This is a genomic window from Methylocystis sp. L43 (genome assembly GCF_015709525.1).
Taxonomy (GTDB): domain Bacteria; phylum Pseudomonadota; class Alphaproteobacteria; order Rhizobiales; family Beijerinckiaceae; genus Methylocystis.
Genome location: NZ_JADNRA010000033.1, coordinates 189,851 through 216,137, shown reverse-complemented (window position 1 = coordinate 216,137; position 26,287 = coordinate 189,851). Strand labels below are relative to the sequence as shown.

The 26,287-nt window shown below is 59.6% G+C and carries 22 protein-coding genes and 2 tRNA genes; 11 read left to right on the top strand and 13 right to left on the bottom strand.

Translation table 11 applies throughout. The annotated features are described in order from the left end of the window. The 6 genes from sdhA to IYX23_RS14455 form a co-directional block, all read right to left on the bottom strand. Complete coding sequence (sdhA, locus tag IYX23_RS14480) at nt 1–1,833, bottom strand: succinate dehydrogenase flavoprotein subunit (RefSeq protein WP_196393440.1); 1,833 nt, start codon at nt 1,831–1,833, stop codon at nt 1–3. Between the two features lie 145 nt (nt 1,834–1,978). After that, nucleotides 1,979–2,374, bottom strand: coding sequence for a succinate dehydrogenase, hydrophobic membrane anchor protein (gene sdhD, locus IYX23_RS14475; RefSeq protein ID WP_196393439.1), 396 nt, complete (start codon nt 2,372–2,374; stop codon nt 1,979–1,981). Nucleotides 2,375–2,387: 13 nt separating this feature from the next. Beyond that, on the bottom strand, nt 2,388–2,795 hold the full coding sequence (gene sdhC / locus IYX23_RS14470; protein WP_124737787.1) for a succinate dehydrogenase, cytochrome b556 subunit: 408 nt from the start codon (nt 2,793–2,795) through the stop codon (nt 2,388–2,390). Between the two features lie 164 nt (nt 2,796–2,959). Beyond that, nucleotides 2,960–3,685 (bottom strand): outer membrane beta-barrel protein, encoded by a 726-nt coding sequence (locus IYX23_RS14465; protein WP_196393438.1) that lies wholly within the window; start codon nt 3,683–3,685, stop codon nt 2,960–2,962. Between the two features lie 172 nt (nt 3,686–3,857). Beyond that, nucleotides 3,858–5,072 (bottom strand): MFS transporter, encoded by a 1,215-nt coding sequence (locus tag IYX23_RS14460; protein ID WP_196393437.1) that lies wholly within the window; start codon nt 5,070–5,072, stop codon nt 3,858–3,860. Between the two features lie 164 nt (nt 5,073–5,236). Continuing rightward, a complete protein-coding gene (locus tag IYX23_RS14455; protein WP_196393436.1) occupies nt 5,237–6,760 on the bottom strand; it encodes a PLP-dependent aminotransferase family protein in 1,524 nt (507 codons plus the stop codon). Nucleotides 6,761–7,002: 242 nt separating this feature from the next. Between IYX23_RS14455 and IYX23_RS14450 the strand changes: the two genes are divergently transcribed. After that, nucleotides 7,003–7,200, top strand: a complete 198-nt coding sequence (locus IYX23_RS14450; RefSeq protein WP_196393435.1) for a hypothetical protein — start codon at nt 7,003–7,005, stop codon at nt 7,198–7,200. A gap of 60 nt (nt 7,201–7,260) precedes the next feature. Here IYX23_RS14450 and IYX23_RS14445 read toward each other — a convergent pair whose 3' ends face one another. Continuing rightward, nucleotides 7,261–7,539 (bottom strand): hypothetical protein, encoded by a 279-nt coding sequence (locus tag IYX23_RS14445; protein ID WP_018407682.1) that lies wholly within the window; start codon nt 7,537–7,539, stop codon nt 7,261–7,263. A gap of 547 nt (nt 7,540–8,086) precedes the next feature. After that, a tRNA-Val gene (locus IYX23_RS14440) sits at nt 8,087–8,161 on the bottom strand. A 530-nt stretch (nt 8,162–8,691) separates the two neighbouring features. Here IYX23_RS14440 and IYX23_RS14435 point away from each other — a divergent pair. After that, the gene (locus IYX23_RS14435; RefSeq protein WP_196393434.1) at nt 8,692–9,114 is read left to right on the top strand and encodes a hypothetical protein; all 423 of its coding nucleotides are present in this window, start codon (nt 8,692–8,694) and stop codon (nt 9,112–9,114) included. 3 nt (nt 9,115–9,117) lie between these two features. Here IYX23_RS14435 and IYX23_RS14430 read toward each other — a convergent pair whose 3' ends face one another. Continuing rightward, a complete protein-coding gene (locus IYX23_RS14430) occupies nt 9,118–9,672 on the bottom strand; it encodes a recombinase family protein (RefSeq protein WP_196393433.1) in 555 nt (184 codons plus the stop codon). 287 nt (nt 9,673–9,959) lie between these two features. Here IYX23_RS14430 and IYX23_RS14425 point away from each other — a divergent pair, with 287 nt between their 5' ends. The 4 genes from IYX23_RS14425 (at nt 9,960) to IYX23_RS14410 (ending at nt 18,766) form a co-directional block, all read left to right on the top strand. After that, nucleotides 9,960–11,795 (top strand): class I SAM-dependent DNA methyltransferase, encoded by a 1,836-nt coding sequence (locus tag IYX23_RS14425; RefSeq protein ID WP_196393432.1) that lies wholly within the window; start codon nt 9,960–9,962, stop codon nt 11,793–11,795. Then, nucleotides 11,792–13,162 carry a restriction endonuclease subunit S gene (locus IYX23_RS14420; RefSeq protein WP_196393431.1) on the top strand — a complete coding sequence of 457 codons (1,371 nt, stop codon included), beginning with the start codon at nt 11,792–11,794 and terminating at the stop codon, nt 13,160–13,162. Before IYX23_RS14425 ends, IYX23_RS14420 begins: the two co-directional genes overlap by 4 nt. Then, nucleotides 13,159–16,284, top strand: a complete 3,126-nt coding sequence (locus tag IYX23_RS14415; protein WP_196393430.1) for a type I restriction endonuclease — start codon at nt 13,159–13,161, stop codon at nt 16,282–16,284. The genes IYX23_RS14420 and IYX23_RS14415 overlap by 4 nt, the downstream gene beginning before the upstream one ends. Nucleotides 16,285–17,464: 1,180 nt before the next feature. Beyond that, entirely contained in the window at nt 17,465–18,766 is a 1,302-nt protein-coding gene (locus tag IYX23_RS14410) for a DEAD/DEAH box helicase family protein (protein WP_196393429.1), read from the top strand. Nucleotides 18,767–18,908: 142 nt separating this feature from the next. On the opposite strand, the gene IYX23_RS14405 is transcribed toward IYX23_RS14410, so the two are convergent. Then, a complete protein-coding gene (locus IYX23_RS14405) occupies nt 18,909–19,940 on the bottom strand; it encodes a site-specific integrase (RefSeq protein WP_196393428.1) in 1,032 nt (343 codons plus the stop codon). Nucleotides 19,941–20,042: 102 nt separating this feature from the next. Continuing rightward, a tRNA-Val gene (locus tag IYX23_RS14400) sits at nt 20,043–20,117 on the bottom strand. A gap of 251 nt (nt 20,118–20,368) precedes the next feature. Between IYX23_RS14400 and IYX23_RS14395 the strand changes: the two genes are divergently transcribed. The 3 genes from IYX23_RS14395 to IYX23_RS14385 all read left to right on the top strand — a co-directional run bounded on the left by IYX23_RS14395 (nt 20,369) and on the right by IYX23_RS14385 (nt 22,390). Continuing rightward, complete coding sequence (locus IYX23_RS14395) at nt 20,369–20,548, top strand: DUF465 domain-containing protein (RefSeq protein WP_124737781.1); 180 nt, start codon at nt 20,369–20,371, stop codon at nt 20,546–20,548. Nucleotides 20,549–20,656: 108 nt separating this feature from the next. Next, the gene (locus IYX23_RS14390; RefSeq protein ID WP_196393427.1) at nt 20,657–22,072 is read left to right on the top strand and encodes a protein adenylyltransferase SelO; all 1,416 of its coding nucleotides are present in this window, start codon (nt 20,657–20,659) and stop codon (nt 22,070–22,072) included. Nucleotides 22,073–22,174: 102 nt separating this feature from the next. Next, on the top strand, nt 22,175–22,390 hold the full coding sequence (locus IYX23_RS14385) for a DUF465 domain-containing protein (RefSeq protein WP_029651219.1): 216 nt from the start codon (nt 22,175–22,177) through the stop codon (nt 22,388–22,390). 41 nt (nt 22,391–22,431) lie between these two features. Here the strand turns inward: IYX23_RS14385 and IYX23_RS14380 are convergent, their stop codons facing one another. Further along, nucleotides 22,432–23,640 (bottom strand): sodium:proton antiporter, encoded by a 1,209-nt coding sequence (locus IYX23_RS14380; RefSeq protein ID WP_196393426.1) that lies wholly within the window; start codon nt 23,638–23,640, stop codon nt 22,432–22,434. Between the two features lie 193 nt (nt 23,641–23,833). Here IYX23_RS14380 and purE point away from each other — a divergent pair, with 193 nt between their 5' ends. Beyond that, a complete protein-coding gene (purE, locus tag IYX23_RS14375) occupies nt 23,834–24,298 on the top strand; it encodes a 5-(carboxyamino)imidazole ribonucleotide mutase (protein WP_196393481.1) in 465 nt (154 codons plus the stop codon). Continuing rightward, nucleotides 24,298–25,374 (top strand): 5-(carboxyamino)imidazole ribonucleotide synthase, encoded by a 1,077-nt coding sequence (locus tag IYX23_RS14370; protein ID WP_196393425.1) that lies wholly within the window; start codon nt 24,298–24,300, stop codon nt 25,372–25,374. Before purE ends, IYX23_RS14370 begins: the two co-directional genes overlap by 1 nt. Here IYX23_RS14370 and nhaR read toward each other — a convergent pair. Continuing rightward, nucleotides 25,371–26,267: a transcriptional activator NhaR gene (gene nhaR, locus IYX23_RS14365; protein WP_196393424.1), complete on the bottom strand. Its 897-nt coding sequence runs from the start codon at nt 26,265–26,267 to the stop codon at nt 25,371–25,373. The two genes, IYX23_RS14370 and nhaR, sit on opposite strands and share 4 nt — an antisense overlap. Nucleotides 26,268–26,287 lie beyond the last annotated feature (20 nt).

The following is a 26,287-nucleotide window of genomic DNA, read 5'->3' as shown; positions in this document are numbered from 1 at the left end:
TTAATACACCCGCGCCTTCGGCTCGACGTAAGCGACCTCATTGGTCATCGTGTAGCTGTGCACCGGGCGATAATCGATGGAGGTGGTCTTCCTCTCGCGATCAATCGTCGCCAGCGTATGTTTCATCCAGTTTTTGTCATCGCGATTAGGAAAATCCTCGCGCGCGTGCGCGCCGCGCGATTCGGTGCGGTTGGCGGCGCTTTCCATCGTCGTGACGGCCTGCACGATGAGGTTGTCGTATTCCAGCGTCTCGACGAGATCGGAGTTCCAGATCAGCGAGCGATCGGCAATCTTGACGTCGGCGCTGTCGCGCCAGACGGCGTTGATCTGTTCGACGCCTTCGGCGAGGACCTCGCCGGTGCGATAGACGGCGCAATGCGACTGCATCGTGCGCTGCATCCTGTCGCGCAAAACCGCGGTGGGGGCCGAGCCATTGGCGTTGCGGAAAAAATCGAGGCGCGACAGCGCGAGATCGGCCGAATTCGCGGGGAGTTCCGGCTGCGCATCGTTCGGCTTGATGAGTTCGGCCGCGCGCAGCGCCGCGGCGCGTCCGAAGACGACGAGATCAATAAGCGAGTTGGAGCCCAGTCGATTGGCGCCATGGACCGAGACGCAGGCCCCTTCGCCAAGCGCCATCAGGCCCGGCACCACCTCGTCGGGATTGCCGTCGCGCTTGCGCAACGCCTCGCCGTGATAGTTCGTCGGTATGCCGCCCATGTTGTAATGCACGGTCGGAATGATCGGGATCGGCTGGCGCGTGACGTCGACGCCGGCGAAGATTTTGGCGCTCTCCGATATCCCCGGCAGCCGCTCGTGCAAAATCTGCGGATCGAGATGCTCGAGATGCAGATAGGCGTGATCCTGATTCTTGCCGACGCCGCGGCCTTCGCGAACCTCGACGGTGATGGCGCGCGAAACCATGTCGCGGGGCGCGAGATCCTTCACCGAGGGCGCATAGCGCTCCATGAAGCGCTCGCCTTCGCTGTTCGTCAGATAACCGCCCTCGCCGCGCGCCCCTTCGGTGATCAGGCAGCCCGCGCCATAGATGCCGGTCGGATGGAACTGCACGAACTCCATGTCCTGCAGCGGCAGCCCCGCGCGCAGCACCATGGCGTTGCCGTCGCCGGTGCAGGTGTGCGCCGACGTCGCGGAAAGGTAGGCGCGGCCATAGCCGCCGGTCGCGAGCACGGTGAGCGCGGCGCGAAAACGATGGATCGTTCCGTCATCGATCTTCAGGCACACGACGCCCCGACAGGCGCCGTCCTGATCCATGATGAGATCGAGCGCAAAAAATTCGACGAAGAACTTCGTGTCGAGCTTCAGCGCCTGGCCATACATCGTATGCAGCATCGCGTGGCCGGTGCGATCGGCGGCCGCGCATGTGCGCTGCGCCGGCGGGCCGTTGCCGAAGTCCGTCGTCATCCCGCCGAACGGACGCTGGTAGATCGTCCCTTCGATCGTGCGCGAGAAGGGGACGCCCCAATGCTCCAGCTCATAAACGGCGGGCGGGGCGTTGCGGCACATATATTCGATGGCGTCCTGGTCGCCGAGCCAGTCGGAGCCTTTGACGGTGTCGTACATGTGCCATTTCCAATTGTCCGGCCCCATGTTGCCGAGCGCGGCGGCGATGCCGCCCTGCGCCGCCACGGTATGCGAGCGCGTTGGAAAGACCTTGGTGACGCAGGCGACGTTCAGTCCCGCCTCGGCGCAGCCGACGACGGCGCGAAGGCCCGATCCGCCTGCGCCGACGACGACGACGTCAAAGGTGTGGTCGACGATCGCATAGGCGCGACCGCCCACCGACACATTTGATGCAGGACCCTTTGCAACCATTGATCAAGCCTTCTCGAATCTCATTCGCGCCGCGCGCAGCGTCGCCGCGTCGTTACAAGACGGGATCACTGCGATCAAAGCAGCGACGTCGCGCTGCTTCCTGCTCTCGCCTGTCACGTCGACGTCCGTGGATTGCATCGTCCGACTACTTCGGCGCAGCGATGAGGAGGATCGCGAGGACCCAGATCGCTGCGATGGCGCGGGACGCCCATGTGTTGGCGACGATCGCCTGCGCCTTCAACGCTTTGTCATGCACATAATCTTCGATGATGTCGTCCATGCCTTGTCGTGCATGGATCATGCCGACCACGCCGAACGCGAGGAGCACGAGTGCGGGAATTGGCCTGCCGATTTCGGCCCGCACGCCTTCAAGCGACTTGCCGGCAAGTCCAAGAATCCACCAAGCGCTTAGCACGCCAAGCGGGACCAACGCATAAGACGTCAGCCGCATGAAGCGTGCATGAGTCGAACCGCTATGGTCGGAGACATAGGCGTCGCCGGGTCCGGTTCGACCGCTCTTGAACCTTGTCGCAACCGTCATGAGTTCGCTCCGCTCAGCTCGCCAGCGTCTTGAAGATGAAGACGAGCAGCGTCAACAGGATGCCGCCGACGAGCGTCCCCTGCGCCAGCAGTTCCCGCCCCTTCGCGTCCATGTAAAGGCCGCGATCCCAGAGCGCGTGACGCACGCCGCCGAGCAGATGGTGGAAAATGGCCCAAACGATCATCAGCACCAGCAGATTGCCGATGAAGCCCGACCCGATCCAGGACACGGCGGAGAAGGCGCCGCCGCCGACCGCGGCGCCGAGCAGGAACAGCGCCAGAAGCGCCATGCCGACGTAAAGCCCCGCGCCGGTGATTCGATGCGCGATCGACATCATCATCGTCAGGATGGGCTTGAAGACCGTCAGATGCGGCGACAGCGGCCGCCGCGCGGCGAGCCCGTCAGTGTCGGCGTCTGCCATGTAGAGCCCTCTCGCGTGCGGCCGAATTCTTCTCGGAACGCTTCCAAAGCAGATAGTTCAATTGTTGCGGCGCCGCAACTATGCGGGCCTCCCGCCTTCGACGGCCACATATGCAAAAGCCCCGTCGCCGGGGCTTTTGCCGCTCATCCTTGTCGCATTCGCGTTCAGTAGGCGGCCATTGGAGGGCCGGGAGGCGCAAGCAGCCAGTTGAAGCGATAATTGACGCCGGCGCGCACGGTATTGAGATGCGCGCGCTGCTGGGATTCGACGATGAAAGGCGCAACGTAGATCGAATCGTAATTCGCGCCGATATTTGTGTAGAGATATTCGACCTTGGCGGACCAGTTCGGCAGGAAGGCGTATTCGAGCCCGCCGCCAGCCGTCCACCCCGTTCCCACGCGGGCCTGAGAGCCAAGCCATCCGTAGTTGAGACGCAGGTCGCCATAGGCGAAGCCGCCCGTGCCGTAAAGGAGCAGCTGCGCGTTCAGCATCGACACGCCCGCGCGCCCTCGCACGGTGCCGAACCAGTCGACGCTGCGCGTCGCGCCCCACCCCTGATTGCCGCCGCCGCCGACGCTCGATCCTTGAAAATCGGTTTCGAGACCGACGACGAAGAGCGGGCTGAGCTGATAATTATAGCCGATCTGGGCGCCGCCGACGACGCCGCCGGTGTTCGACGCGCTCGAGGGCGCCAGCCAATGTCCATAGTCGTATCGATCAAGCCACCCGCCGCCAAGATTGAGACCGGCGTAGACCCCGGTCCAGGTGAAAATTGGCGGCGGCGGAAGATAGACCGGCGGCGGCTCCTTGCGCGAAGGCAGGTCTGCGGCCGAGGCCGACAGGGCGGCCAGGGATGTCGCGACGGCGAGGCCGAAAGCTGGTTTTTTCATTAGAACCTCGATGGTGCGTTTTTGAAACGCCAGCGCCCCCGCCAGTTCTGAAATGAATGATCAACAATGGCGCAATTGCGATAATTTATCGTTCATTTTCAATGTTTAATTGACATGCTTAGCCAGCGGTTAACGCGCCGGATTTTGGGCCCAAAGTCGTTAACGCGCCGACTCAATCTGGCCGACGGGACCGGCCGATCCGACCGCCGCCCGCCGCGAGCCCGACGAGCGCCAGCGACGCCAAAAGCGCGCCCGCCCAGAAGGCCGCCGCGGACCCAAAGGCGTCCCAGAGCGCACCGGCGCCGGCGCTGGCGGCGAGCAGCGCGACCCCGCTTGCAAGGTTAAAAACCCCGAAGGCCGAACCGCGTAACGCCGCTGGCGCGACGTCGGCGACGAGCGTAGAGAGGAGACCCTGGGTGAGGCCCATATGCAGGCCCCAAAGCGCCACGCCGAGCCACACGAGCGGCATGTGATCGGCGACCGCCAAGGCGGCGTCGGCGGCGATCAGCGCGGCAAGGCCCGCCATCAGCGGCGTTTTTCTGTCGCCGCGATCCGAGAAGGCGCCAACCGGATAGGAGGCGCCGGCGTAGACCACATTCATCGCGACGAGCACCAGCGGCGCGAGCGCCACCGGCAGTCCGACGTCGCGCGCCTTCAGAATCAGGAAAGCCTCGGAAAAGCGCGCCAGACTGAAGACGACGCCGATCGCCACAACGATCCAGAAGGGGCCGCCGAGCCGGCGGACTTCCTCGATATGCAGCGGAAAACGCGCCGGCCGCGGCGGACGGGAGGCTTCCGGCTCGCGCACGCCGAGCGCCAGGACCACAACGGCGAGAGCCGCCGGAATCGTCGCGATCCAGAACACGAAAGGGATGCTGTTGGCCGAGATCCACATCGCGGCCACAGCGACCGCCGGCCCGAGAAAGGCGCCGATCGTGTCGAGCGACTGGCGAAGTCCGAAGGCCGCGCCGCGAATAGAGGCCGGCGCGATATCGGCGACAAGCGCGTCGCGCGGGGCGCCGCGTATGCCCTTGCCGACGCGATCGATGAAGCGGGCGGCCATGACCCAGGCCACATTCGGCGCCAGCGGGAACATCGGCTTGGTGAGCGCCGCCAGCCCATAGCCGATGATCGCCAGCTGCTTGCGGCGTCCGAACCAGTCCGACAGCGCGCCCGAGAATATTTTCACGATCGAGGCGGTCGCTTCGGCGACGCCTTCGATGATTCCGACTTCCGCCATCGAGGCGCCCATCGCGCCGACGAGATAGATCGGCAGCAGCGCATGGATCATCTCGGAAGAGAAATCCATGAGCAGCGACACGAGTCCGAGCGCCCAGACGCCGGACGGTATGGCGCGCAGACGCGAGACGCCGCTGAAGTCGTTCATCAACGTACAGGCTCGCGCGCGCTATCGGTCCAAAGGACCGGGATGAGGGTTATGGCCACTTGGCAATACGCAAACTCGCGCGAAGCGGAAACCCCTCACCCGGTTGCTTCGCAACCACACTCTCCCGAGGGGAGAGGGTTGGCGCGCGCAGCGCGCGCTAAGCGCTACGCTTTCAGCGCCTGCGCCAGCCGCGCGATCCCGGTCTCGATCTCTTTTTCGGTGAGCGCGACGAAGCCCAGCATCAGCAGCCGATCGCCGCCGTTGACGTCGTCGAAGCGCAGCGCCGAGCCCGTCGACAGCGAACAGACGCCAACGCCGACGGCAAGGCCCTTCTTCTCCACCTCGGCGGCGTCCGGAAAACCGTCCGGCAGCTTCCAGACGAGATGCATGCCGGCCTGGTCGCCATAGATCTCGCAGGCGCCGAAATGATTCCGCAACGCGCCCAGCAGCGCGTCGCGCCGGTCGCGATAAAGCTGGCGGATACGCCGCAAATGGCGCCCGAATTCGCCGCTCGACATGAAATCCGCCATCGCCGCCTGTTCCAGCCAGCTCTGGCCGTTGTTCATCAGCATTTTCATGCGCCGCCCGGCTTCGGCGAGACGGCGGGGCAGCACGACGTAGCCGAGCCGCAGGCCGGGCCCCATGCACTTGGAAAAAGTGCCGAGATAGATGACGCGCTCGTTGCGATCGAGGCCCTTCAGCGCCGTCAGCGGCGAACCGACAAAACGGAAGTCGCTGTCATAGTCGTCTTCCATAATGTAGGCGTCGTATTGCGTCGCCCAGGCGAGAAGCTCGAGCCGCCGCTGCAGGCTCATGGTCACGCCAATCGGATATTGATGCGACGGCGTCACATAGGCGACGGCGCCCCTGGTTTTCGGCAATCGCGACACGTCGAGCCCGTCCTGGTCCACGGGCACGGGATAAAGCGTGGCCCCAAGGCTTTCGAGCACGAACGCGGCGCCCTGATAGCAGGGCGACTCGACGACGGCGGTGGAGCCCGGCGTCACGAGCAGCCGGCCGACCAGATTGAAGCCGTCCTGGCAGCCGCCGACAATGACGATCTGCTCCGGATCGGCGACGACGCCGCGCGCCGGCGCAAGATGTTTTGCGACGGCGCGCCGCAGCTCCATCAGTCCTGCGGCGTCATTGTAGCTCGTGAGATTGGAGCCGACCGCCTTCAACCGATTCTTGATGTGATGCGACCAGGCCTTGAGCGGGAACGAACGCGCATCGGGCCGCCCAACCCAGAAATCGGCGGCGAGGCGACGGCGCTCGGGGTCGGCGAGGCGATGGGTGCGCAACGTTCCACAGGCCGGCGGAACATCTTCCGGGGCGCCCTGCTCTTCCTTCTGCGGCGTGCGGTGATCGGCCGACAGAAACGCCGTGTCCGGCAGATCCGGCGAAACGAAGGTGCCCACATAGGGCTTCGTGCGGATATAGCCTTCTGCGATCAGCCGCTCATAGGCCAGCACGGCCGTGTTGCGTGAGACGCCAAGTTGGCTGCTCAGCTCACGGGTCGTCGGCATCGGATCGTCGCATTTGAGCTGACCGTTGAGAATCATCGAGCGGATCTGGTCGAAGATCTGGTTCTGCAGAGTGTTCTTGTCTGACTCAGCCAGAATGATCGACAGTTGCACATGCCCGCTCTTGACGATGGGCGCTGGACGATCCGTGGTCGTAAAGGTCATCGCTGCAATCTCCCCTGGGCGGAAGCTAATGCGCTTCTAACCCGCGCGCATAGGTCCACAGGGAACGTAAGCATTGGCGCCAAATTTCGCGCCCTTTGCCGGTTAGCACGCCAGCCAGAGAGATGGAAAAGACTGCCCTGGCGCCATCAGGTTGCTCGCTCCTGGCGCTTTTACTTGGATGCACATTGGGGAAAGCTGCAATTGTCCAATCAGAGGCGCCAAGAGCATCGAGGGAGACCAAAATGTCGTTTTCGAACTCGCGGTTCGTGCCCCTCGCGTTTTGGGTCGGTTTTCTCGCCCTGGGCCTCGCCACCAACGTCAATCATGAAAAAAAGTCGGTCGGTTTCGCGCGCGACAAGCAGGAGATGAGCGTCGCCAGCGCCTCGGCCAAGCGCCTGCCGTTGCTGATCCAGGATCGCAATCAGATCGTTCGCGACTAAGCGCGCGGACAGATTTGCTCCTCGGCGCCGCGCAAGCGGCGTTTTTTTTGCGCGGAATTCTTAGGGTTTGCGCAGGGGCACGAGGCGGTTCAGCACAGTGATGGACAAGAAGCCCCCAACCCAGGCGCCCACCGCCGCGAACGCCACATAGGCCCAGTTCGACGTATAGCTGATCACCGCGAAGGCCGAGAGCAGATACCAGATGCTGCTCCAGCTCGCGGCGGCGACGCGCCGCCGCTCCGACACGGCGGCGTTGAAAAACACATAGACCGCGTCGGTGATGGCGGTCGAGACCGCGACGCCAATCCCGATCAGCGGGTCAATCGCAGGCAGGTCCATGGTCTCCTCCGCTTTACGCCCGGTCAGGGCGGGCGGGAGCAGCTATGGACGCCGCAATGGCGCGAGGCAATCGAGATCGCCGACCCAGCAGGCGAGCCGCTGCGTCGCCTCATCTCGCTGGCATTCAGTTATCGTCGCCGTCCTTGGAGGGCGGCTTTCCACACGCCCAAATGCACTTCTTCGCGGATTTGCCATCGCAGAACGGCTGATAAAGGACGTAGTACCAGACCGAGTAAGGGACCTGACCGTAAGGGCGCGTCGGGGCGCCCCCTGGCGTGCGAAGGATCGGCAAGCACTTTTTGGGCGCCTTTGCTTGATCTTTCGACTGAGCCTCGTCGGCGGCAAGGGTGAGGCCAAGCAAGGTGAGGAGTAGACATTTCCACATACGCCGGCCCTGATCTTCACCGAAGCAAGACGCCAGATGGCGTGTGAATCTGCTTGGGCAAGCGACCAGCTACAGTTTTGCGCGCCACGTCAGGGTGACGCACGCTTGGGCCAAGGTTTCCAGGCTTTGTGGCGACGGGCGAACCGAAATGGGCCGCTTGAATGGTGGGCGCGACAGGGATTGAACCTGTGACCCCTACGATGTCAACGTAGTGCTCTCCCGCTGAGCTACGCGCCCCTGGAGATGTCCCATCAAGGCTAAATCATTCACTTACAGTCCATTACGCTCCTCAGCCATAAGATAAGGCGAAGGCTCACACAAGGGCTAAACTGCGTTTTCAATCTCCGTTGGCGGGCTTGCTGTGACGCCAGTGTGACAGGAGGCGTCTTCAAGTTCGCTGCAAAAATGCTTGAACCCCACTTCCGTTATCGCTGATCGGGCTTTCCCCCGGTAGACGCCGGGGGTCTCTTAAAGCCAAGGAGAACCACAAAGGTCTTATTCGTAAGCGGAGCATTGCCGTGGGCAACCCGAACCACTACAGCCTCGAACTTCCAGACCGCTGCCTACAACTGATCAATGGGCTTTGGCCCACAGTGCAACAGCTTTACGAGCCTGGACGCCCTGACGCAGGGCCACTGACAACCACGTTCTTAGTTGCGATGGCGATGCCGATCGTCATCCTACCCGTTGAGCGTCTGCACAAACCTCAGACTGGAAGACCCCGCATCGCTGACGACAGACACCTGAACCCCGATCTAGCGGCGGCAATGGCCTACGTGATCAGCGATCTTGAGCTGCGTCGAACGCCATTCTTCGCCAGCAACACCTGGTCATACGTGAACTGGCCAGGATACCTGAACATTGGACAGCGGTTACCGCCTGACCTTTGCGCTCAGCTCTCATCGGACGACGCATACGAGAGCGCAGCGTCACTGCCGTCCGTGACGTGGTCGGACGCCCTGCGCAACGCACTTGCTCACGGCTGTATCGCCTATCTGAATGAGAGCGGCTTTGATACGATGGGTGAGCAAGCGTCAATGCTCTGCTTTCTCAGTGAAAAGCGCACCAGAGGCGAGCTACCTAGCACTCATTGCCTGCGCATTAGCGAAGAGGACTTCAAACACTTCCTGCACTCATGGGTAGAATGGCTTAATGGGTCAGGATTGATGCGACTCATGGCTGCTGAGTAAGCCTTACCCCGCCCTATCATTGAGGATGCGGTAAACGCTCGCCCTCCCGATCCCAACCTGCTCCGCTATCTCCGAAGCGCCTTTCCCAGCCTTGTAGAGAGCCAACACGTCCTCTGACTTCGCCCTCGCCGTCTTCACCCGTCCTTTGTATTTCCCCTCCTGCTTAGCCTTCGCTATGCCCTCCCGCTGCCGCTCCAACATGACCTCACGCTCGAACTGAGCGACGCTGCCAACAAGGTTGAGCAGCAAGCGCCCGGTTGGCGTGTTGGTGTCGAGGTTCATGGCGAGGATACGCAGTGACGCTCCCTTGTCCTCCAGCCGCTCCATGAGCTTGACGAGGTCAGGCACTGAGCGGGCCAAGCGGTCGAGTTTGGTCACGACAAGGGTATCGCCCTTGCGAACGAACTTTAGCGCCTTCTCCAACTCGTCCCGGCGCTGAACTGAGGAAACCTGTTCCTCGAACAGTTCTTCGCAGCCCGCCGCCTTCAAATCCCGCCGCTGGGCGTCCAAGCCCGCCGCCTGTTCGGTCGTGCTGGTTCTCGCATAGCCGACTAACATCGTATTCTCCCCGTCTCACTAAAAACCACCACATTGTGAGAAACAAGGAGTCTCAAGTCAAGCAGTATGTATGTGAGACATAAATGGAGGGGTTCGCCTTGAGTCACACGACCCTGCTCTCTGAGACGCTGCGCCTTTAGGGAAAGTAGCTCTCTGCCTTCGCCTCTGGTTTGAACGCCAACTCGATCTGCTAAGCTCGCCCTGGTCCTGCCACTCACGATGCAACCGCCTTCTGAGGGGAGCCTTTCGAGGGCGCTAACAGCTCATCTGTTTGAGGAACGCATAAGTTGAACCAGCAAGCCCTTTCATCCTTCATTTGGTCCGTCGCCGATCTGCTGCGAGGCGATTACAAGCAGTCAGAATATGGCAAGGTCATCCTGCCCTTTACGGTGCTGCGCCGTCTCGACTGCGTTCTTGAAGGCACTAAAGAGGTTGTGCTGGCGGAATTAAAGGACAAGCAAAAGGCGGGGCTAAACCCTGAGCCGTTCCTGCTCCGCAGGTCAGGGCAGACTTTCTACAACGCCTCGCCCCTCGATATGCGTCGCCTCATGGGCGATCAGGATCACATCAGGGAGAACCTCTTCGTCTACATCCAAGGCTTCTCGCCCGCCGTGCGGGACATCTTCGAGCGTTTCGAGTTCCACGCTCAGCTTGAACGGCTCTCCAAGAGTCGGTTGCTGTATCAGGTCACTGAGAAGTTCGCTCAGATTGACCTACATCCCGACAAGATCAGCAACAGCCAAATGGGGTTGGTCTTCGAGGAACTCATCCGCAAGTTCGCTGAAATTTCCAATGAGACCGCTGGCGAGCATTTTACGCCTCGTGAAGTTATCCGGCTCATGGTGAATTTGCTGTTCATCGAAGACGACAACGCCCTCTCCAAGCCTAACATCGTCCGCACGATCTATGACCCTACCGCAGGGACGGGCGGCATGTTGTCTGTTGCGGGCGAGCATCTGGCGGAAATGAACCCGCAGGCGCGCCTGACCATGTTCGGCCAAGAGTTGAACCCGGAGTCATACGCCATCTGCAAGGCGGACATGCTCATAAAAGGGCAAGATGTCGCCAACATCACTTTCGGCAACACGTTGTCGGATGATGGCCACCCTCACGAAAAATTCGACTACATGCTTTCCAACCCGCCCTTCGGCGTCGAGTGGAAGAAGGTCGAAAAAGAGGTCCGCCATGAGCATGAGACTCAGGGCTTCAATGGCCGCTTTGGGCCGGGACTTCCACGAGTCTCCGACGGCTCCTTACTGTTCATGCTGCATCTGCTTTCCAAGATGCGGCCTGCGAAGGATGGTGGCAGTCGCTTTGGCATTGTGTTGAATGGCTCGCCCTTGTTCACTGGCGGGGCGGGGAGCGGCGAAAGCGAGATACGTCGTTACCTGCTGGAGAATGATCTTGTCGAGGCCATCATCGGCCTGCCGCCTGACATGTTTTATAACACCGGCATTTCTACCTATGTCTGGATCATCTCCAACCGAAAGCCCAAACATCGCAAGGGCAAAGTCCAACTTATCGACGCTTCGTCCTTCTGGCGCAAGATGCGCAAGAGTCTAGGCTCCAAGCGCAAGGAGATGAGCGACGAGCATATCGCTACCGTAACCAATCTGTTCGGCTCCTTCGTTGAAGCCAAAATCGCCAGGCTTATCGACGCCGAGGGGAAAGAGGTTGGTCGTCAGGTCGTCAAGGAAGGTTGGCGGCCTCCCGAAGCGCCGGAGGGCGGCAAGATAAAGCTCGCACCTCTGTCTCGTATCTTCGCTAACGAGTCCTTTGGCTATCGCACAATCACTGCCGAGCGCCCCCTGCGTGACGATGCTGGCAAGGTTGTCCTCAGCTCGAAGGGTAAGCAGAAGGGTAAGCCTCAGGCTGAGTCCTCGCTAAGGGACACGGAGAACGTCCCTCTCTCCGAAGATGTCGAAGCCTACTTCAAGCGTGAGGTTCTGCCTCATGCGCCTGATGCATGGATCGACCATGAGAAGACGAAGGTTGGGTATGAGATACCGTTCAACCGTCACTTCTATGTGTTTGAGCCGCCTCGCTCGCTTGCTGAGATTGATGCTGACCTGAAACAGGTCACCGACCGTATCAAGCATATGATCGAGGGGCTTGCGGCATGAGCTTCCCACGATATGAGGCCTATAAAGACAGCGGTGTCGAATGGCTGGGTGAGTTGCCACGACATTGGAGCCTTGCACCCATAAAAAGGATGTTCTCCGTCATCGGTGGCTCAACGCCCAAGTCAGACAGCGAAAACTTATGGGACGGGGGCATCCCTTGGGTAACGCCTGCTGACCTGAGCCAACTAAAAAGCATCTACGTTGATGAGACTGGTAGGACGATCAGTGAAGCAGGCCTGGCTTCATGCGGGACCTCTCTAGTTCCGTCCGGCTCTATTATTCTTTCGACTCGTGCCCCTATCGGGTCCATCGCAATCGCCGCCATGAGTCTATGCACAAACCAAGGATGTCGAGCGCTTGTCCCGATGTCTCATGGTTCAAGCATCTTCTACTTTTTTGTCCTCACCTCAGCCGTAAGAGAACTAAATGTGAGAGGAAAAGGGACAACCTTTCTTGAGCTTTCTGCGGATGAGTTGGCGAGCTTCCGTGTTCCAATCCCGCCCCATGCTGAACGATCCGCCATCGCCGCCTTCCTCGACCGTGAAACCACCAAGATCGACACCCTTGTCCAAGAGCAGCAGCGGCTAATCGAGTTGCTCAAGGAGAAGCGTCAAGCGGTCATCTCTCACGCAGTCACCAAGGGGCTTAACCCTCATGCGCCTATGAAGGACAGTGGTGTCGAATGGCTGGGCGAGGTGCCTAAGCATTGGCAGATTAGCAGAGTCAAATTTATAAAAGCAGCCAAACCTAACGCTTTCGTTGACGGCCCGTTTGGCAGCAATCTCAAATCTGAGCACTATATTGAAGGCGGCGACGTGTATGTGATCGAGAGCAGCTTCGCTACGCAGGGCACACTCGATACGGAAGGCCTGAAGACCATTTCGATGGATCACTTTGCCACGATCGAACGTAGCGAAGCAAAGCCTAACGACATCATTATTGCAAAGATTGGAGCGCAATTCGGAAAGTCAGCGATCCTGCCGGAGATTGATCGTAAAGCAGTCGTCTCTGGAAATAGCCTCAAACTGACTGTGAATGATACGATTTGCGACAACAGGTTCGTTTGCTGGCAACTCGTTAAACTCAAACAAATCGGCGCGATTGACGAAATAGTGAACGCTACAGCTCAACCGGCGCTCTCACTAGGCGAAATGAACAATTTGCCGATACTGGTGCCGTCTGTTGGTGAGCAGCAAGAAATTGTGTCCTACCTCAATCGAACACTCGTAGCGAATGATGCATTGATTGCTGAAGCCGAAGCAACCATAGCGCTCCTCCAAGAACGCCGTAGCGCCCTTATCTCCGCTGCCGTTACCGGCAAGATTGACGTGCGTGGCCTCGCATCGCTCGAAGCGGAGGCTGCATGAGCGTCCACAAGGAAATCAGCTTCGAGACTGAGATATGCGCCTACCTAGCTGCGCATGATTGGCTTTGCGAGGAAGGCGACGCAGCTCGATACGACCGCCCTCGTGCGATCTTTCCCCCTGACTTGATTTACTGGATACAGGAGACGCAGCCCAAGGCATGGGATGCACTGACCAAGAACCACGGCGCATCCGCAGAAGCCATCCTACTGGACCGCATCCGTAACCAGTTGGACGGGCGAGGAACGCTAAATGTGCTGCGACACGGCGTCGAGATGCTCGGCCTTCGTCAACCTATCTCGCTTGCACAGTTCAAACCTTCCCTGGCAATGAACCCTGACATTGTTGCCAGATACGCAGCCAACCGCCTACGTGTGGTTAGGCAGGTTCGATACTCGTTGCATAACGAAAACTGTGTTGATCTAGTCCTGTTTCTAAACGGCTTGCCGGTCGCCACTGCGGAACTAAAAACAGACTTCACGCAGAGCATTGACGACGCAATTGATCAATATCGCTTTGATCGCAACCCTAAGCCGAAAGGTAAGAGCGCAGAACCCCTTCTCACCTTCCCCAGCGGGGCGCTTGTTCACTTCGCCGTTAGCAATAGCGAAGTCCATATGACGACCAAGTTGGAAGGGTCAGACACTCGCTTCCTTCCTTTCAATCAAGGGGACGATGGCGGCAAAGGCAACCCTCCCAACCCAAAAGGCCATCGCACGGCATATTTATGGGAACAGATATGGGCTAGGGAAAGCTGGTTAGAGCTTCTAGGTCGCTATCTGGTTGCTCGCCGTGACCAAAAGAAGCGGATCGAAAAGATCATCTTCCCTCGCTATCACCAGCTTGACGCCACAAGGAAGCTACAAGCGGCGATCCTCGCCGAAGGCGTCGGTGGAAAATATTTGATCCAACATTCGGCGGGTTCAGGAAAGACCAACTCGATTGCATGGTCAGCGCATTTCCTAGCCGACCTTCACAAAGCCGGGCAAGAGAAGCTCTTTGATAGCGTGTTGGTTGTCTCAGACCGAAATGTCATCGACCGCCAGCTTCAAGACGCCATCTTCGACTTTGAGCGCACGAGCGGCGTTGTTGCGACCATCAAGGGAGATGCCGAAAGCAAGAGCAAGGAGCTTGCGAACGCGCTGTCAGGGGGAAAGAAGATCGTCGTTTGCACGATCCAAACATTCCCTTTCGCCCTTCCAATTGTTCAACAGCTAGCGGCGACTGAGGGCAAACGATTTGCCGTCATCGCAGACGAAGCCCATAGCTCTCAGACTGGAACCTCAGCCAGCAAACTGAAAGAGGTCTTGTCGGCTCAGGAATTGAAAGAGGTCGAAGACGGCGGCGAGATTAGCGCCGAAGACATACTGGCGGCGCAGATGTCGGCCAGAGCGAATGTTCAGGGCGTCACCTATGTCGCCTTCACCGCCACCCCGAAGACCAAGACGCTGGAACTATTCGGACGAAGGCCCAACCCGACCGAACCAGAGGGGTCTGACAACCTACCTGTCCCTTTTCACGTCTATTCGATGCGTCAAGCTATCGAAGAAGGTTTCATTCTCGACGTGTTGAAGAACTACACGCCGTTCAGGCTGGCGTTCAAGTTGGCTAACGAAGGCAAGGAATGGGATGATAAGGAAGTTGAGCGGGGCGCTGCATTAAAGGGCTTGATGCGTTGGGTGCGCCTGCATCCTTATAACATTAGTCAGAAGGTTCAGATCGTCGTTGAACATTTCCGAGAGAATGTTGCGCCCTTGCTAATCGGCAAGGCCAAGGCGATGGTCGTATTAGGCAGCCGAGTGGAAGCCGTGCGCTGGCGGCTCGCTATCGAGAGATACATCAAGCAGCAGAAATATCAGATCGGCGCTCTGGTTGCATTTTCTGGCGAAGTCAACGACAGCGAGTCCGGCCCTGAGCCTTTCAAGGAAACGAGCGCGACGATGAACCCCGGCTTGCGTGGTCGGGACATCCGTGACGCATTCAATACGGATGAATATCACATCCTCCTTGTCGCCAATAAATTTCAGACCGGCTTCGACCAGCCCCTGTTGTGCGGAATGTATATCGACCGAAGGCTCGCAGGCATACAGGCTGTGCAAACGCTATCACGCCTCAACCGTGCTTATCCCGGTAAAGACACGACCTACATCCTCGACTTCGTAAACAGCGCCGACGAAATTCTCACGGCCTTCAAGACCTACTACTCGACCGCTGAGCTTGAGGATGTCACTGACCCCAACCTTGTGTTCGACCTCAGGGCTAAGCTGGACGGCGCTGGCTTCTATGACGACTTCGAGGTCGAGCGGGTGGTCGCAGTCGAATTCAGGCCGAACGCTACGCAAGCCGAGCTTCGGGGAGCCTTGGAGCCGGTGGCTGACAGGATACTCAGGCGATACATGGACGCTCAACAGAAGCTCAGGACTGCGACGGCGCTCAACGACGCAAAAGCGGCAGGCGAAGCGCAGGACGAAATAAACACGCTGGTCCTGTTCAAGAGCGACATCGGCGCTTTCCAGCGGATGTATGCCTTCCTGTCCCAAATATTCGACTATGGCAACACCGCCCTTGAAAAGCGGTTCCTGTTCTTCCGCCGTCTATCGCCCCTCCTTGAGTTTGGACGGGAGCGGGACGGCGTTGATCTTTCCAAGGTTGTGCTGACTCACCATAGCCTGAAAGGTCTCGGCAAGCGGACGCTGCCCCTTGGCGATGACGACAAGCCAAAGCTACAGCCTTTGACAGAACTCGGCGCTGGCGCTGTGCAGGAGAAGGAGAAGGCGCGTCTCGCCGAAATCATCGCCAAGCTGAACGACCTGTTTGAAGGCGACCTGAGCGACGATGACCAGTTGGACTACATCAATCGGCTCAAAGAGAAGCTCTTGGCCTCTGAGACGTTGCAGCAACAGGCATCGAACAACACAAAGGACCAGCTTGCCGCCTCGCCTGACCTCAATACGGAATACGATAACGCAATCATTGAAGCGTATGAAGCTCATTCGACTATGAGCAAACAAGCTCTCAACTCGGAGAAAGTGAGGAAGGGACTGAAGGAAGTGCTACTAGGTCCTATGCGGCTGTATGAGTCACTGCGAGAGCGTGCACGCAGCGGACCTGAGTCAAAGACATAGCCTGTCGCCTGAGCTACGACATAGGGGTCAGAGACCATTAGTTCCGACTATAAACTTCCATGCTTGTTGATATAGGCGCACACTCCCCTAATCGGATGAAGGCCGGCCCCTTCGCGCCCTCTCCCGGCAAACACGGCAGAGCGTCTACGGGACTCGCTGGGGTCGTTTTCGAGACGGGCAGCACCATACCTGCCAGAAGACCGTTTGAAGCATCCAGCGACTCTCTCTGGCCGTTTGAGAGCGCACGGATGACACAGAGTTCAATGCCGGGATTGCAGATGCACACGCTCAGCAATCACTGCCCTGTCGCTCAGCTTGTTGCTCAGCATGTCGATATGCACGGACACCAGAGCGAACATGGAAGAGGACCCGTCCTTTGGTCCTATGTCACATAGCGACGCGCAGAGCGTGAAGCAGTTCAGCATGGCTTGTATACAGTCGCCACTAAGTCAGAGCCTATGAGTCGTTGTACAAGTCAGTGACTCAGCAGCCGGCAACTCCACGACCATAAGCACTTCCCGCCACCAATTTGGTTGCACACACCCCGGAACGAAATAGCTGGAAGGGTCTCAGCTAAGCCACTGAGCAAGAGTTGAGTCGATAAGCCCCCACACCGATCTGTCGCTCAGTGACCACTACCGGACCTAAGGCAGTAACTCAGTAACTGAGTAACTCGGCATCCAACTATGAGCGGCTGAGCCTATCGATTTGGTTGCACACTCCCCCCTAGCGATACCGCTCCACGGCCACTCTCGCAATTGTTGACCGATCTCTCCTTGCTCAAAGACCAAACACCAATAGCGATCCTCAGTCTCGGAAGTTAACGCAGGAGCCATTGTTCGGTCGGCAGTTGCTCAGTTACATGCTTAGTCGCTTATGCAACAGACTTAGCAACTCGCTCACACGAGCTTTTTCCCTACTAGAGGCTCACCCTCCCATTCTCTCGCCTTGTCTTCGCAAGGCGTCTGAATGGTCTACGGCGAGAGACCGATCCTCACGGTTTTAATCGTGAACACTCGCCAATCGGGGAACGCCGAAAAAACACCCTCTCAAAACTCGGCGCTACCTTCTCAACCACCTGTTTTCTCTAGATGTTTAGCTCCCTCCCCTTAAAGGAGAAGGAGTTATAAAAGAGTCAAAACAGCTACTCCCCCAACCCTGTAAAGGACTACTCCACTACATGACTACCATCACCGTCCTCGACTCCATCATGGGGTCGGGTAAGACCACCTATGTCATCGATATGATCAATGCTCAGCATGATAAGGACGTCGCTGATTCATTCGCTAGCCCTGACCATGAGCCAACTAAGTTCCTTGTGGTAGTTCCTCTCCTGAGTGAGGTTGATAGGTTTGTTCACTCATGCTCCGACCTGAGGTTTAAGGACCCTCAGCCTGTTCACGGCAAGAAGCTCTATCACCTCGATAAGCTCGTTGACGAAGGTGAGAACATCGTCACCACTCATGCTCTCTTTCGTCTCCTCGATAGGTCGATATACGAGAAGCTCAAGGAGCAAGGCTATCAGCTAATTATCGATGAGGTTCTCGAATGTGTCGGCATGTTTGATAAGCTCACTGCCAAGGACCGTAAGCTCCTCTTCGATAACAACATGGTCTACATCGATAAGACCACAAGACGCCTGTGCTGGAACGATGAGGCTTACCCAGACTGTGAAGGTAGGTTCTCCGACATCAAGAAGCTCTGCCACACTGGAAGCTTGGTCAGTGTCAAGGACACCATGCTCCTTTGGGAGTTTCCCTCTGAGTTTCTGACTTGCTTCAAGGAGGTGATCGTCTGCACCTATCTGTTCAAGGGGTCTCCCTTTTACGCCTACTTGCAAGCTGAGGGCTTCACCATTCGCATGAAAACGATTCGAGATGGATCGCTCTGTGAATGGGACGCAAGTCGTGGTGACAGAGAGGCTAAGGAGCGCATCAAGTCCCTTATCCGTGTCTATGAGGGACCTATGAACAAGATGGGGGATGCTAACGGCCTAAGGAACCCTCTGTCATCGACTTGGTATGATAAGGCGTCGGATAAGGAGTTGAGGCGACTAAAGTCATCGACTGAGACCTTCTTCTCTCGTGTCGCTAAGTCGCCTGCTAAGTTCAATGCTTGGACTGCGTTCTCGAAGGTGAAACCGAGGCTCAAGGGTAGAGGCTACACCAAGGGTTGGATTGCTAACAACGCTAAGGGAACGAATGAGTATGTCGATAAGCAGGCTATGGCCTATCTGTATAACTGCTTCTATCACCCTGTCATCAAAGGCTACTTCCATGAGCGAGGGATTAAGGTCGATGAGGACATGTATGCGCTGTCGGCTATGATCCAATGGATATGGCGGAGTCAGATACGGCGCGGTGATCCCATTCACCTGTTCATTCCATCGGAGCGCATGAGGAAACTTCTGCGTGATTGGCTAAACACGAGCGGTAGCATCTCACACTCTCCTCAGGGGCAGGAAACGAGGATGGCCGCTTGATCGTGTAGAAGGTCTATTCGGCCTTGCCGTAGGCGAACAGGGGTCATCATCGGTCTATGTGATTTGATAAGTGTGAACGGGAGGGGCGGCTTGTCCGCTGCCTCTCCCCTTTTCTCGTCTCTGTGTCGTTGCAGGTATTTTTTTAGTCGGTCGGCAGATGAGCGTCTAAACCGCCGTCAAGCGATTGCAGTTTCTGAGCAACGCGCTCAGCTTTCAGGTGCGTGTATCGAAAAAGCATCCTCGCATCCTTATGCCCGCTGATCAGGCTAACCTCAGGGACTGACAATCCCATTTCAAAGAAGCGACTAATGGCTTCGTGTCGAAGGTCATGAAAGCGGAGGTTCTCTATTCCAGCCCTTGCTTTGACCCGATCCCAAGCAAGCCGGAAGGCGTTTGACGAAATGGGAAAGCACTCGCCTGATCTTGGGGTCGCTGATGTTTGTCGTTCGAGGATCGCCGCTGCGCTGGCGGACAATGGCACAGTCCTGCTGTGACCGTTCTTCGTGATGGGCAGAAAAGCGGTTCGCTTCTTGAGGTCTACGTCGGCCCATCTGAGGGACAAAATCTCGCTGCGCCTCATGCCTGTAGCAATCGCAAACAGGAATACGGGCTTTACCAGCTTGTTACGGCAGCCCGCTAGGGCAGCGTTCAAGGCTGCAAGCTCATCATTGGACAGCCTCCGCTCCCTCGCCTTGTTGGGAGTGGGCTTGGCGATCTTCTCGATTTCTGGAACGGGAAGCCCCCACTCACGGCGAGCTACCCTAAGGGCGTGGAAAAGCAATCCCAGCTCCCTCAAGACTGTCGAGGAGGAGACTTTCTCTGTGCGGTGGTCACGGTAGGCGGCTATGCCGGGAGACGTAAGCTCCGAGAGCGCAAGCTGCGCCATTGAGTGCCGTTGGAGCGCCCGCAGATGAAAAGCCTCGATCGGCCCGGCAGCTCGCTTCCGTGGGAGGACTTCAGCCCGGTAGCGTTCCAACAGATCAGCAAGCTTTAGCTCTACCTTAGCAGGGCCGAGCGTAAGCGTTACTGGCGCACCTGTGTCAATCAGGCGTTCCTGCTCCCTGCCCCATCTTATGGCGTCGTCCTTGAGGTGGAACGTCTTGGATGCGGCGGGGAAGCCATTCCGCCTGACTTGGACCTGCCACTTGGTCCCACGCTTCCTTAATGTAGCCATCTGTCGCTCCGTCGCTGTGACACGAGCGTGACAGACTGCAAAGGTGAAGGATGCTTAGCCTCTGCCTGGACTACGAAAACACTTCCAGATCAATGGTTTGGATGGTGGGCGCGACAGGGATTGAACCTGTGACCCCTACGATGTCAACGTAGTGCTCTCCCGCTGAGCTACGCGCCCCCAGGCCCGTGGGCCGGAGCGCCCGTCTATACTGACGTACGCGGCGAGGCGCAAGCGGGCTTTGCCTGCGACGTTGGGAATCAGTCTCGACCGCAAGTCACGGAAAGAATTGACGTTCCGTAAAGACCGTGGGCTTCGCGTGCAAAAGTTTTGTGACGTGGGGCGATTTCGAGTCTTGCGGCGCGCCTGCTTTGTGGCAGACTTAACGCCGCTCCCGCTTGTCGAGCGGAGAGAAGTTAAGGAGGTTTCGCATGTCCTTGCAGGGCCATATCGTCGAACTCCAGCGCCGCCATGACGCGCTCAAAAAGGAGATCGAGCAGGAACAGCTGCATCCCCAAGCGGACGAATTGAAGATCCTGGAACTCAAGCGCAAGAAGCTGCAGATCAAGGACGAACTCGTCAAATTGTCGATTAGCGAAACGCGACATTAGCGTTTCCCTTCGCTCACTTTCTGCTTCACGCCATGGGCGGAGAGAGATCTCCGCCTTATTTTTTTGGGCGTTCGCGCCGCGGCGCGCGATTTGCGAGACCTCGTCCTTATGCCCGTTACCGAGCTTTATCGCCCCGAGACGTTACACGAAGGTCTGGGCGAGCCCTTCTTCGACCGCGTCGAACCCGCCACGTTCCCCGAGCATCGACTCCGCTACCGTAATCAGCGCTGGGCGGCGCGGGTCGGCCTCGACGGGCTGAGCGATGCGGAGTGGCTCGAGCATTTGGGGCGTTTTTCGCCGCTCCCGGGCGGGTTGGCGCATCCATTGGCGCTGCGCTATCACGGCCACCAATTCCGCGTGTACAATTCGGATCTCGGCGACGGTCGCGGCTTCCTCTTCGCGCAGCTGCGCGACGCCAAGGACGGCCGCCTGCTCGATCTCGGCACCAAGGGCAGCGGCCAGACTCCCTGGTCGCGGCGCGGCGACGGGCGGCTGACGCTCAAGGGCGGCGTGCGCGAGATTCTGGCGACGGAGATGCTGGAGGCGCTCGGGGTCGACACCTCCAAGACCTTCAGCCTGATCGAAACGGGCGAGGCGCTGATGCGCGGCGACGAACCCTCGCCGACGCGCTCCAGCGTGCTGGTGCGCCTGTCGCATTCGCATATTCGCATCGGAACGTTTCAGCGCCTCGCCTTCCATGAAGACGCCGCGGCGATCGAGAGGCTGCTCGATCACGTCTGCCGCTACTATTTTCCCGCCATCGCCGATTTGCCGGCGCCGGAGAGGGCCCTCGCCTTTCTCGAAGAGGTCGTGGCGCGGGTCGCCCGGCTCGGCGCCGGCTACATGGCGTCAGGCTTCGTTCATGGCGTGCTGAATTCCGACAATATCAACGTCACCGGCGAGAGCTTCGACTATGGGCCGTGGCGCTTTGCGCCGGTCTATGACCCGACCTTCACCGCCGCCTATTTCGACGAAAGCGGGCTTTACGCCTTCGGGCGTCAGCCCGGCGCGCTGGGCTGGAATCTGTCCCGTCTGGCCGAATGTCTGATCCCCCTTATCGGGCTAAAGACCGCCGAAAAGGTTCTGGCGACCTTTCCCACGCGTATCCAGCAGGAGTTTCGCGCGGCGCTGCTCAATCGGCTCGGGCTCGCCTCGGCCGGCGAGGAAGCCGACGCTGCGCTGGCGAAGGCCTTCGTCGATTTTCTGACAATGACGCAGGCGCCCTTCGAACGGACCTTCTTCGACTGGCGCGGCGGCATGGCGTCCGTCGCGCGCGCCAAACACAGTCCGTCCGCGGCGCATTACGAAGCGGAAGCCTTCGCGCCGCTGCGCGCCGCTTTGGCCGCACACGAGCCGGCGTCTTCCGCGCGCCTGGATCACCCCTATTTCAGGGGCGCGGCGCCCTGTACGATGCTCATCGACGAGGTCGAGGCGCTTTGGGCGGCGATCGCCGAGCGCGACGACTGGGCGCCGCTCTACGCCAAGATCGCTGCAATTGAGGAGATGCGGAGCGCCTATGAATGACGACAGAGCAATTCGCTTGAACGCGCCATGGCTGCGGCGCGATAATTGCGTTCTAGAACCATCGATTCCCCGGCGTTCAATGGCGCTCAACGGCGGCTGTCAATGAACGACACGAGCGAGATCGACATGAGCGCGACCCGCGCTGAAGTTGCACGGCTTCGGCTGGAACATCACGATCTGGAGACCGCGATTGACGCGTTGCTAGCGGTCGGCGTCGCCGATCAGCTGCAGATTCAGCGGCTGAAAAAACGCAAGCTGCTGCTGCGCGACCGCATCGCCTATCTCGAAGACCAGCTCACGCCCGATATCATCGCTTAAGCTGGTTTCCTCTTCCGCCGCTCGGAGCGCCGGATAGCCGCTTACCGTCCCGCCACGAAGCCGAGGGCGCGGAGCAGCAGCGGCATGGTGAGGCCCTGAACCACAATCGAGAAGCCGACCACGGCGAAAGTGATGGCGAGTATCTCGTCGCGTTGCGGCAGATCGCCCGGAAGCGACAGCGCCAGGGCGAGCGCAAGCGCGCCGCGCAACCCGCCCCACCAGAGAACATGCTGCTCGCGAAACGAGATCTTCCATCGCGAAACGAAAAACAACGAACTCAACGGATAGACGACGATGGCGCGCGCGCAAAGCACCGTAACGATTCCCACGGCCAGCGCCATCGCCCCGACGGCGCCGAACGGGGTCGACGCCACATCCGCGCCAATCATAAGAAACACCATGGAATTGGCTAGGAAAGCCGCGAAATCCCAAAAGGACAGAACGAATTCGCGCCCCTTGAGGGTGATGTAGCCGCCTTCCTGCTCGCTCAGCAGGCCCAGATTGCCCATGACGAGACCGGCCGTCACCGTCGCCAGCACGCCGGAGACATGGAAATATTCGGCGACCAGAAACGAGCCGAACGCGGCGATGGTCGTCAGCGCCGCTTCGATGAGATGTTCCGAGGTGCGCAGCGAGGCGAGGATGGCGGCTCCGCCGAACAAGGCCCCGACAACGACGCCGCCGAACACGACTTTCACAAGAGTGAGGGCGGTCGCCGCGGCGCTCTGGTCCGCGCCGCCGCTTTGCACGAAGGCGAGCGCCATGACGAAGAGCACCGCCGCAGCGCCGTCGTTGAGCAGGCTTTCGCTTTCGACCAGCAGCCGCATGCGGCCTTTGATCCGGTTGTCCTTGAACATCGCAATGATCGCGACCGGATCCGTCGCCGCGATCAGCGCGCCAAACAGCATCGCCGAGAAGAGAGGCCAGCCGAGCAACGTCGTCATCGACGCCGTGACAACGGCTGCGGAAACGACCGTTCCGATTCCCGCGAGCGCGAGCAAAGGCAGCGAATCGCGCACCAATTCGCGCCAGGACAGGGTCAGCGCCGCCTCGAACAGGAGCGGCGGCAAGACGAGGTCGAAAATCAGATCATGAGTCAGATGCGGCGCGAAGTCAGCGCCCGACAACGCGACGGCGGCGCCAACGATGACCAGCCCAACGGTATAGGGCAGTCTGATTTGACGGGCGGCGATTGCGACGATCATCGCCACCGCCAGCACGGCGACCGCTTGCCTCAGGCCTTCATCCATAATTCAACCACGCCGATCGAGAAAAATCTTGAGGAGTTCATAGCGCGCGCGCCGCCCTCTCGCGAAGCGAAATCGGTCCGCGATCGACGCCTATCGCGCGCTTGCCTATCGAGAAGCCATCGTCTATGCCGCATGGCTTCCCTTTGTAAAGGAATGCAGAGTGGGGAAGTCGAAACCGCCTGTCGCCGTCATCATGGGGTCGCAATCCGACTGGGCGACGATGCGCCACGCGGTCGAAACTCTCGCGGCGCTCGAGATCGGCTACGACTCGCGCATCGTTTCAGCCCATCGCACGCCCGATCGACTGGCGGCGTTCGCGAAGGGCGCCGAATCGGAAGGCTTCCAGGTCATCATCGCGGGGGCTGGCGGGGCCGCGCATCTGCCGGGCATGACAGCCGCGATGACGCGGCTGCCGGTTCTCGGCGTCCCCGTCGAATCGGAAGCCCTGAAGGGCCTCGATTCGCTGCTCTCGATCGTTCAGATGCCGGGCGGCGTGCCCGTGGGAACGCTCGCCATCGGCAAGGCCGGGGCGATCAACGCCGCGCTGCTCGCCGCCGCAATTCTTGCCCTCGCCGACAAGGCGCTCGCCGCGCGACTCGCCGACTATCGCGCGCGTCAGACCGACAATGTAGCGGCGACGCCGCGCGACGGCGCTTGATGCTCGCGCCGGGCGCGACGATAGGCGTTCTTGGCGGCGGCCAGCTCGCACGCATGCTGGCGCTGGCGGGCGCGCGGCTCGGCCTGAGGACGCATGTCTTCTCCCCCGTGTCCGACGACCCGGCCTTCGAGGTGTGCGCCGCCCGCACGCAAGCCGGCTTTAACGACGAAGCCGCTCTCGCCGCCTTCGCCGAATCTGTCGACGTCGTGACGTACGAATTCGAGAACGTGCCCGCCCGCACGGCGCAAGTGCTCGAGGCGCATCGGCCGGTGCGCCCTAATCCCAGGGCGCTGGCCCTGACCCAGGACAGGCTCATCGAGAAGCAGTTCGTGCAAAGTCTCGGGATCGCCACGGCCGATTTCGTCGCAGTCGACAACGCGGGCGCGCTTGCGCGCGCCGTCGCGCAGCTCGGCCGCAACTCGATCCTGAAGACGCGGCGCCTTGGCTACGACGGCAAAGGTCAGACTCAGTTGCGTGATGGCGGCGACCTCGCAGTCGCCTTCCGCACGCTTGGCGGCGCGGCATGCATTCTGGAAAGCGTCGTGCCTTTCGAGAAAGAAGTGTCGGTTGTCGCCGCGCGTGGACTGCACGGCGAATTTCGCGCCTATGACGTTTCCGAAAACCTGCACGAGCATCACATTCTGGCGAGGACCCTGGCGCCCGCCGAGATCGCCGACGAAACGGCGACACAGGCGATCGACATCGCCCGGCGCCTCGCCGAGGCCGCCGATTACGTCGGCGTGATCGCGGTCGAGCTGTTCGTCGTCGACGATGGCGGCCGCGAAACCTTGATCGTGAATGAAATTGCGCCGCGCGTGCACAACTCCGGACATTGGACGCTCGACGGCGCGCTGACTTCGCAATTCGAGCAGCATATGCGCGCGGTCGCCGGCTGGCCGCTCGGCGCCACGCGCCGGCACGGTCGTCGCGTCGAGATGCGCAATCTGATTGGCGAGGACGTCGACGCATGGCCGGAGCTGGCGCGCGAAGACGGCGCATGTCTGCATCTTTACGGAAAAAAAGAGACGCGCGCGGGCCGCAAAATGGGGCACGTGACGCGCGTGTTCAACGATTAGATAAGCCAGCCCCGCGCGCTCTCGAGAATGGCTGCGACGCCCGCATGCTTGATTTTTCTTTGCGCGGTGATCGCATAGAATCGTTCGCTGACGCCGTCGAGCGTGGCGATATATTTGACGCCATATTGTTCCTCGACCTGGGGGCGGACCGCCGTCGGCGCCATGAAGACGCCGGCGCCAGCGGCGCCGAAAGTTTTGAGCAAGGCGCTGTCTTCGACTTCCGCAACCACTTTTGGAAAGAGCCTGTTGGCGTCCAGCCATTGATCGAGCGAACGGCGCAACGCGGTATTGGTCGTCGGCAGCAGAAGCGGCGCGTCGTCGAGGCAACGCGGGAAATTCTTCCGATAGCGCTCCTGCAATTGCGGGACTGCGAAGGCCGCCACGCCGCATTCGCCGATCGGATGATTGTAGATGCGCGCATCCGCGGCGCCTGTCGCCGGCCAGTCTGAAAACACAAGATCGACTCCATGCACCGGCAATTCGGCAAGAAGTCGCTCCGTCTTATCCTCATGACAGATGACTTGAAACGGATTACTCGCGGAAAGAGCAGGTTCGAGCAGACGATAGACGACGAGTTTCGGCAGGGCGTTGGAGACGCCGACGCTCAGCCTGACGCTGACCGCCCCGGCGCGGTTCTTTAAGGCGCTGCCGAGTTCGCGACCGATCGAGAATATCTCGTCGGCGTAGTTGAACACGGTGCGTCCGGTTTCGGTCATCACGAGATTGCGGCCTTCCTTGCGGAAGAGCTGCGCGCCGATCGACTCCTCCAGAACCGCGATCTGGCCGCTGATCGTCGGCTGCGCCAATCCGAGCTTTTCGCTCGCGCGGGTGACGCCGCCCTCCCGGGCGACGTTCCAGAAGTAGAACAGATGCTGATAATTGAGACGTTCCATGGTTCCATAGCTTTTATCGA